Annotated in this window: 1 tRNA gene and 2 rRNA genes; all 3 read left to right on the top strand. The window is 49.7% G+C overall.

Annotated elements, in window-relative coordinates:
* Positions 1-1,330: ribosomal RNA gene (locus tag ACVRYP_RS10630) — 16S ribosomal RNA — on the top strand; the annotation flags it as partial.
* A gap of 218 nt (positions 1,331-1,548) precedes the next feature.
* Positions 1,549-1,621 (top strand) — tRNA-Ala (locus ACVRYP_RS10625).
* A gap of 328 nt (positions 1,622-1,949) precedes the next feature.
* Positions 1,950-4,855, top strand: a 23S ribosomal RNA gene (locus ACVRYP_RS10620).
* Positions 4,856-5,038: the final 183 nt, after the last annotated feature.

The raw sequence follows: 5,038 nt of genomic DNA, 5'->3' as shown, positions 1-5,038 counted from the left end.
TGCTTCACTACCAGATGGACCTGCGTTGTATTAGCTAGTTGGTAGGGTAACGGCCTACCAAGGCATCGATACATAGCCGACCTGAGAGGGTGATCGGCCACACTGGGACTGAGACACGGCCCAGACTCCTACGGGAGGCAGCAGTAGGGAATCTTCGGCAATGGGGGGAACCCTGACCGAGCAACGCCGCGTGAGTGAAGAAGGTTTTCGGATCGTAAAGCTCTGTTGTAAGAGAAGAACGTTAGTGTGAGTGGAAAGTACACTAAGTGACGGTAACTTACCAGAAAGGGACGGCTAACTACGTGCCAGCAGCCGCGGTAATACGTAGGTCCCGAGCGTTGTCCGGATTTATTGGGCGTAAAGCGAGCGCAGGCGGTTTCGTAAGTCTGAAGTAAAAGGCTGTGGCTTAACCATAGTATGCTTTGGAAACTGCGGAACTTGAGTGCAGAAGGGGAGAGTGGAATTCCATGTGTAGCGGTGAAATGCGTAGATATATGGAGGAACACCGGTGGCGAAAGCGGCTCTCTGGTCTGTAACTGACGCTGAGGCTCGAAAGCGTGGGTAGCGAACAGGATTAGATACCCTGGTAGTCCACGCCGTAAACGCTGAGTGCTAGGTGTTGGGTCCTTTCCGGGACTCAGTGCCGCAGCTAACGCATTAAGCACTCCGCCTGGGGAGTACGACCGCAAGGTTGAAACTCAAAGGAATTGACGGGGGCCCGCACAAGCGGTGGAGCATGTGGTTTAATTCGAAGCAACGCGAAGAACCTTACCAGGTCTTGACATCCCGATGCCCGTCCTAGAGATAGGACTTTACTTCGGTACATCGGTGACAGGTGGTGCATGGTTGTCGTCAGCTCGTGTCGTGAGATGTTGGGTTAAGTCCCGCAACGAGCGCAACCCCTATTGTTAGTTGCCATCATTGAGTTGGGCACTCTAGCGAGACTGCCGGTAATAAACCGGAGGAAGGTGGGGATGACGTCAAATCATCATGCCCCTTATGACCTGGGCTACACACGTGCTACAATGGTTGGTACAACGAGTCGCAAGCCGGTGACGGCACGCTAATCTCTTAAAGCCAATCTCAGTTCGGATTGGAGGCTGCAACTCGCCTCCATGAAGTCGGAATCGCTAGTAATCGCGGATCAGCACGCCGCGGTGAATACGTTCCCGGGCCTTGTACACACCGCCCGTCACACCACGAGAGTTTGTAACACCCGAAGTCGGTGCGGTAACCTATTAGGAGCCAGCCGCCTAAGGTGGGATAGATGATTGGGGTGAAGTCGTAACAAGGTAGCCGTATCGGAAGGTGCGGCTGGATCACCTCCTTTCTAAGGGAAAGCAAGTCATGAGAACGTTACGAAATCCGTATGAAAACAGGAAATTCGCGCAGAAGTCTAAGGACTTCAAGAGGATTTATCTTTTTCACTAGGATTTTAGTTCGAATACAATTGCTCGGAACTGCACGTTTGTCTTATTTAGTTTTGAGTGGTTTTAGTATAAGTAATGAGGACGTTGGTCCGAATACAATTGAACCAAATGAAGATGTGGGGCCTTAGCTCAGCTGGGAGAGCGCCTGCTTTGCACGCAGGAGGTCAGCGGTTCGATCCCGCTAGGCTCCATTATCTAGGATACAAAGAGATGTTCGGTTTACCGACAGTTCTGTATCCTAAGATAAATAAGATAGTGTTCACATAATTGAACACGACCTCATTTTTTAGGAAAAAAGATAAATCTCCTCGTGTGCAAGACACACAGCGTCGATTTCCTATTTTTCTACAAAAATGCCCAACAAGTTGGGACGGTCTTAGTATCTTAGCTTGCCCATTGACAATTGAATATCTATATCAAATTCCACGATCAGAAATGATTGTAGAAGAAGTAACAAGAAAATAAACCGAAACGCTGTCGTATTGAGTTTTTTAATATGATAAAAAGAATTAATTTAAAGGTTAAGTTAATAAGGGCGCACGGTGGATGCCTTGGCACTAGAAGCCGAAGAAGGACGTGACGAACGACGAAATGCGTTGGGGAGCTGTAAGTAAGCATAGATCCAGCGATGTCCGAATGGGGGAACCCGGCAGGTTGATGCCTGTCACCCATCACTGTTAAGGTGATGAGGAGGAAGACGCAGTGAACTGAAACATCTAAGTAGCTGCAGGAAGAGAAAGCAAAAGCGATTGCCTGAGTAGCGGCGAGCGAAACGGCAGGAGGGCAAACCGGAGTGTTTACACTCCGGGGTTGTAGGACTGCGCAGTGGGACTATAAAGGATAGAAGAATGACCTGGGAAGGTCAGCCAAAGAGAGTAACAGCCTCGTATTTAAAATCCTGAGTAGCCCTAGCAGTATCCTGAGTACGGCGAGACACGCGAAATCTCGTCGGAATCTGGGAGGACCATCTCCCAACCCTAAATACTCTCTAGTGACCGATAGTGAACCAGTACCGTGAGGGAAAGGTGAAAAGGACCCCGGAAGGGGAGTGAAAGAGAACCTGAAACCGTGTGCCTACAACAAGTTCGAGCCCGTTCATGGGTGAGAGCGTGCCTTTTGTAGAATGAACCGGCGAGTTACGTTATGATGCGAGGTTAAGTTGAAGAGACGGAGCCGAAGGGAAACCGAGTCTTAATAGGGCGGCTTAGTATCATGATGTAGACCCGAAACCATGTGACCTACCCATGAGCAGGTTGAAGGTGCGGTAAAACGCACTGGAGGACCGAACCAGGGCACGTTGAAAAGTGCTTGGATGACTTGTGGGTAGCGGAGAAATTCCAAACGAACTTGGAGATAGCTGGTTCTCTCCGAAATAGCTTTAGGGCTAGCGTCGACATGAAGATCTCTTGGAGGTAGAGCACTGTTTGGGTGAGGGGTCCATCTCGGATTACCAATCTCAGATAAACTCCGAATGCCAAGGAGATATGGTCGGCAGTCAGACTGCGAGTGCTAAGATCCGTAGTCGAAAGGGAAACAGCCCAGACCACCAGCTAAGGTCCCCAAATAACTGTTAAGTGGAAAAGGATGTGGGGTTGCACAGACAACTAGGATGTTAGCTTAGAAGCAGCTATTCATTCAAAGAGTGCGTAATAGCTCACTAGTCGAGTGACCCTGCGCCGAAAATGTACCGGGGCTAAACAGTTTACCGAAGCTGTGGATAACACTTAGGTGTTATGGTAGGAGAGCGTTCTATAGGTGAAGAAGGTGTACCGTGAGGAGCACTGGAACGTATAGAAGTGAGAATGCCGGTATGAGTAGCGCAAGACAGGTGAGAATCCTGTCCACCGTAAGACTAAGGTTTCCAGGGGAAGGCTCGTCCGCCCTGGGTTAGTCGGGACCTAAGGAGAGACCGACAGGTGTATCCGATGGGCAACAGGTTGATATTCCTGTACTAGAGTATAGAGTGATGGAGGGACGCAGTAGGCTAACTAAAGCAGGCGATTGGAAGTGCCTGTCTAAGCAGTGAGGTGTGAGATGAGTCAAATGCTTATCTCTATAACATTGAGCTGTGATGGGGAGCGAAGTTTAGTAGCGAAGTTAGTGATGTCACACTGCCAAGAAAAGCTTCTAGCGTTTAACTATACTCTACCCGTACCGCAAACCGACACAGGTAGTCGAGGCGAGTAGCCTCAGGTGATCGAGAGAACTCTCGTTAAGGAACTCGGCAAAATGACCCCGTAACTTCGGGAGAAGGGGTGCTCAGTTAGACTGAGCCGCAGTGAATAGGCCCAAGCAACTGTTTATCAAAAACACAGCTCTCTGCTAAATCGTAAGATGATGTATAGGGGGTGACGCCTGCCCGGTGCTGGAAGGTTAAGAGGAGCGCTTAGACGCAAGTCGAAGGTGTGAATTGAAGCCCCAGTAAACGGCGGCCGTAACTATAACGGTCCTAAGGTAGCGAAATTCCTTGTCGGGTAAGTTCCGACCCGCACGAAAGGCGTAATGATTTGGGCACTGTCTCAACGAGAGACTCGGTGAAATTTTAGTACCTGTGAAGATGCAGGTTACCCGCGACAGGACGGAAAGACCCCATGGAGCTTTACTGCAGTTTGATATTGAGTATCTGTACCACATGTACAGGATAGGTAGGAGCCGATGAAGTTGGGACGCCAGTTTCAGCTGAGGCGTTGTTGGGATACTACCCTTGTGTTATGGCTACTCTAACCCGGATTGGTTATCCCAATCGGAGACAGTGTCTGACGGGCAGTTTGACTGGGGCGGTCGCCTCCTAAAGCGTAACGGAGGCGCCCAAAGGTTCCCTCAGATTGGTTGGAAATCAATCGCAGAGTGTAAAGGTATAAGGGAGCTTGACTGCGAGAGCTACAACTCGAGCAGGGACGAAAGTCGGGCTTAGTGATCCGGTGGTACCGAATGGAAGGGCCATCGCTCAACGGATAAAAGCTACCCTGGGGATAACAGGCTTATCTCCCCCAAGAGTTCACATCGACGGGGAGGTTTGGCACCTCGATGTCGGCTCGTCGCATCCTGGGGCTGTAGTCGGTCCCAAGGGTTGGGCTGTTCGCCCATTAAAGCGGCACGCGAGCTGGGTTCAGAACGTCGTGAGACAGTTCGGTCCCTATCCGTCGCGGGCGTAGGAAATTTGAGAGGCTCTGCTCCTAGTACGAGAGGACCAGAGTGGACTTACCGCTGGTGTACCAGTTGTTCTGCCAAGAGCATCGCTGGGTAGCTATGTAGGGACGGGATAAACGCTGAAAGCATCTAAGTGTGAAACCCACCTCAAGATGAGATTTCCCATGATAATATATCAGTAAGGGCCCTTAGAGAAGATGAGGTTGATAGGTTAGGAGTGGACGTGTGGTGACACATGAAGCGGACTAATACTAATCGCCCGAGGACTTATCCGAGAATAAGTAATGAAGGCGTTAAAAATTCCGTATGAAAATAGGGAACTGACGCAGAGTCCATAAGACTCTAGGAAGTTTATCTTTTTCACTAGGGATTTAGCCTGAATACAATTGATTAAGTCAAGACACGATTGACAGCTGGTTAAAAACTTGTTATAGTATAGGTATTCAATTATGAGTGGG

The sequence above is a fragment of the Streptococcus rifensis genome, from assembly GCF_053203525.1.
Note: the sequence above shows the minus strand (reverse complement) of the source record. Positions and strands in the feature narration are given on the sequence as shown.